Annotated in this window: 4 protein-coding genes; all 4 read left to right on the forward strand. The window is 69.9% G+C overall.

Annotation, left to right across the window (positions count from 1 at the left end; genetic code table 11):
* Positions 1-1,454, forward strand: a 1,454-nt coding sequence (locus tag VM840_04880) for a hypothetical protein (protein HVL80909.1), incomplete at its 5' end; no start/stop codon positions are given.
* Positions 1,455-1,547: 93 nt separating this feature from the next.
* A complete protein-coding gene (locus VM840_04885) occupies positions 1,548-2,708 on the forward strand; it encodes an acyl-CoA dehydrogenase family protein (protein ID HVL80910.1) in 1,161 nt (386 codons plus the stop codon).
* Positions 2,709-2,748: 40 nt separating this feature from the next.
* The gene (locus tag VM840_04890) at positions 2,749-3,819 is read left to right on the forward strand and encodes a multicopper oxidase domain-containing protein (protein HVL80911.1); all 1,071 of its coding nucleotides are present in this window, start codon (positions 2,749-2,751) and stop codon (positions 3,817-3,819) included.
* Positions 3,816-4,150 (forward strand): cupredoxin domain-containing protein (locus tag VM840_04895; protein HVL80912.1); only part of this gene is annotated, 335 nt, incomplete at its 3' end. The genes VM840_04890 and VM840_04895, both read left to right, overlap by 4 nt.

Here is a 4,150-nt window from a genome sequence, read left to right on the forward strand (position 1 = left end):
CCATCACGCTGGGCGGCGCACAGCGCGGCCAGTACTCCGACACGGTCACGGTCACCGGCAGGCTGACCTCGTCCGGGGTCCCGCAGCCGAACCTCCCGATCACCTTCGACCTCGGCGAGACGAATGGAGGCCAGCAGGCGATCGCCACCACCGACTCGAACGGAGTCGCCACCGCATCCATGCGGCTCGCCCTGCCCCCGGCCCCCTACACGCTGACCGCCAGCTTCGCGGGAACCGACACCCTCGCGGCAGCGGTGGCCAGCCGGCCCTTCGACGTCCAGCTCGAGGACGCGGCGCTGTCGCTGGCCGTGAGCTCGATAGGTCCGGACGCCGTCCTGCGCGCCCGGCTGGAGGACGCGGACGACCCCGCCGCGAAGATCGCGGGCCGGACGGTCCGCTTCACGCAGGACGGGTCCGACGTGGGGAGCGTGAGCACGGGTCCGGACGGCACGGCCACCATCACGGTGAACGGGCCGCCGGCGGGAGCCGAGTTCGTCGCCCACTTCGACGGGGACATCTTCTACCTCCCCTCGACGTCGCCGGCCACGCAGTTCGACCCGACGCTCGTGACGATCACCCACGCGACCGACCCCATCCGCGACACGAACGTGGACAACGTCGGCGCGGCCGGGACGACGAAGCCGGGGGCCGCCGTCACCGTCACCTTCTCCGACGGGTTGCGCACCCTCTCGAAGGCGGCCTCGGTCTCCACCTCCGGCACCTGGAGCGCGACTGGCATCGACGCCCGAAGCCTCGCCAACGGGCCGGTGCTGGTCACCGCCACGGCCGTCACCCCGACGGGGACGGGACAGGCGCTGCGCAACGTGACGAAGACCTCCGCCGTGCTCGCTCCGTCGATCCGGATCCTGGACAGCTACGGGTACGTCGGACCGGCCCCGGACCCGTCGCAGACGAAGATCGTGATGGAGGTCACCAACAACGGACCGCAGGCCTCCAACCAGGTGGCCGTCAAGGTCACCGACGCGGCGGGCACCGTGGTCGACCTCGGCTCCCACGCGCTAGCCAACGGGGCATCGAAGACTCTCGAGGTGAGCGCAGCCGGGCTCGTGGACGGGCTGGTCGAGGCCACGGCGGCGATCGGGCAGGTGAGCGCGAGAGCGACGACGGTCCTGGACCGGGTCGTCCCCGCGGTCACCATCGACCCGCCCGGCACGCTGAGGTGGTCCACCCCCCTCGTGTCGAGCATGACCTTCACCGGAACGGCCACCGACCAGACCTCGCCGATCATGGTCGTCCTGGTCACGCTGAAGCAGGGCAGCACGGTGGTGGCCCAGCGCCACGCCGTGAAGAGCAGCAACGCCCGGTCCATCACGTGGAGCGCGAACCTCGGCGACATGTTCTACATGCCCGGCAACTACACGGTCGAGGCGAGGGCCCTCGACCACGCGGGCAACATGGGACCCACGCAGAGCGCCAGCGTGCTCGTTCTCTAGCGAGGCAACACCCCCGGCGTAGGAGTGGCGGCCCCCTCGGGGGCCGCCTCTTCCGTTGCGGGTAGGCTGTGCTCCGAGATCCGGAGGAGCGATATGGACTACATCCTCGACGCCGAGCACAACGAGTTCCGCAAGGTCGTCCGTCAGTTCTGCGAGACCGTGATCGCGCCGCGCGCGGCCGAGTTCGACGAGCGGGCCGAGTTCCCGACCGAGCTCGTCCTGAAGTGCGGGCGGCAGGGGTTCCTGGGGCTCCCGATCCCCGAGGAGTACGGAGGCGCAGGGGCCGACTACCTGTCCTACCTGATCTGCGTCGAGGAGCTGGCCCGGGTCGACCCGTCCATCGCGATCACCGTGGAGGCCCACCAGTCCCTCGTGTGCAACCTGCTCTTCCACTTCGGCTCCGAGGAACAGAAGAGGCAGTGGCTGACCCCACTCGCCCGGGGCGAGAGGATCGGCGCCTTCGGGCTGACGGAGCCGGGGGCGGGGTCGGACGCGGGCGGCACCAAGACGACGGCCCGGAAGGTCGAGGGCGGCTACGTGATCAACGGCACGAAGATGTTCATCACGAACGCCGGGACCGAGATCTCGCTGCTCACGATCTGCACCGCGCGCACGGAGGACGGCGAGATCTCCGCCTTCATCGTCCCGAACGGGACGCCCGGGTTCGAGGTCGGACGCAAGCTGCGCAAGCTCGGGTGGCACGCTTCGGACACCCGCGAGCTCGCCTTCGTCGACTGCTACGTGCCCGACGACCACCTCCTGGGGGAGCCCGGCAAGGGGTTCCGTCAGTTCCTCGCCCAGCTCGACGACGGACGCGTAGCCATCTCGGCCCTCGCGGTCGGGCAGGCCCAGGGGTGCTTGGACGCATGCCTCGACTACGTGAAGGACCGCCACCAGTTCGGACGGTCGATCGGGACGTTCCAGGCGATCCAGTTCAAGCTCGCGGACATGGCGACCCGCATCCACCACGCCCGCCTGGCCGTCTACCACGCCGGCCGGCTCCGCCAGGAGGGCAAGCCCTACAAGATGGAAGCCTCGATGGTGAAGCTGAACTCGACCGAGATGGCGGTCGAGATAGCCCGGGAGGCCGTCCAGGTGCACGGCGGGTACGGCTTCATCGAGGAGTTCCCCGTCGCCCGGTTCTACCGCGACGCCAAGGTCCTCGAGATCGGCGAAGGGACCTCCGAGGTGCAGCGGATCATCATCTCCCGCCAGCTCGGGCTCCCGCAGGGGGAGAAGGTCCGCGGGTCCTAGACCGGCAGGAGGGGCTGCGCCGGCGGCGAACCCCTGGGGCATGTCGTTGCGCCGCTCGTTGCTGCGGTTCGTAGCCCTGGGGGCCATGGCCTCTGCCGTGCTCGTGGCCTCGCCGCACACGGCTCCACCGCTCGACGCCGACGGGAGCCAGTCCTGCGACGTCCCGACTCAGAGGATCACCCTCTACGCCGAGGAGCTCCCCCGCGAGGACGGCCGCATCCGGCTCGCGTACGGGCTCACCCCCGACTCCGCATCGATCCCGGGGCCGACGATCGAGATGTTCGAGGGCGAGTGCGTGGCGATCACGCTCGTCAACAACGTCCGCGCCGCGACGCTGGCCGAGCTGCGGGACGACCCCCTGCTGGGTAGCCGGGACCCCAACATGCCGCTCGGGGTCTCCCTGCACGTTCACGGCGTGAAGTACACGGTCGAGTCCGACGGCACGCACGTGAGCGAGACGCAGAGCTCCATCGTCCCGCCCGACGGCGGCGTCCGCACCTACGTCTGGTACGCGGCCCCCCGGATAGCCACCGCGCAGCGCGTGACCTCTCAGGGGACGGCGGGCTACTGGTGGTACCACGACCACATCGCCGGGACGGACCACGGCACGGGTGGCCTCTACTCGGGGCTGCTGGGCGGGCTGGTGGTCCGCCGGGCCGGCGACCTGAAGCCCGACCGGCCGACCAACGTGGTCGCTTTCACGCCGAACCAGACGATCAACTTCAAGGCCTACCCCGACACCCCCCGCTTCACCGCGAAGGAGGGGGAGCGCGTCGAGTTCCTCGTGATCGGCATCGGCGACGAGTTCCACACGTTCCACCTGCACGCTCACACGTGGGCGGACAACCGCACGGGGATCCTGGCCAACCAGCTGGACGACACGCAGCTGATCGACGCGAAGACTATCGGACCGTCGGAGACCTTCGGCTTCCAGGTGATCGCCGGCGAGGACGTGGGGCCGGGGTCGTGGATGCTGCACTGTCACGTCCAGCTGCACTCAGATTTCGGGATGGTGACCTTCTTCGACGTCGAGCCGTCCGGGCTCCCCGCGACCTCCATCGGCGCCCCGACACCTGCGCCCCACGTCCACTTCGGGCGCCCTCGGACATGACCCGGCGCCGCCTGTGCGCCCTGCTCGCCGGGGTGCTCCTGGCCGGCGCTGCGCACGTCCCGCTGAGCGCTCAGATCTCCCAGAACGTCATCGAGATCAAGCAGTCCCAGTTCGTCCCCAGCGAGATCGCCATCCGGTCCGGACAGTCGGTGACGTGGCAGATGGCTCCCGCCGAGACGACCCACACGGTCACCTCGAACGACGGCGCCTGGCCCTCCCAGACGCTCAACCGGGGCGAGTCCTTCACCTGGGTCTTCCAGAACCGGGGCGTGTTCCGGTTCCACTGCCAGCTCCACCCCCACATGAAGGGGGCCGTCTACGTGGATACGGC

This window comes from Actinomycetota bacterium, from assembly GCA_035540895.1.
Classification (GTDB): Bacteria; Actinomycetota; JAICYB01; order JAICYB01; family JAICYB01; genus DATLFR01.

What these genes read in the sequence shown, in the direction of transcription:
- VM840_04885 (HVL80910.1), top strand. Translation starts at nt 1,548, where the DNA reads ATGGACTACATCCTCGACGCCGAGCACAACGAGTTCCGCAAGGTCGTC.
- VM840_04890 (HVL80911.1), top strand. Translation starts at nt 2,749, where the DNA reads ATGTCGTTGCGCCGCTCGTTGCTGCGGTTCGTAGCCCTGGGGGCCATG.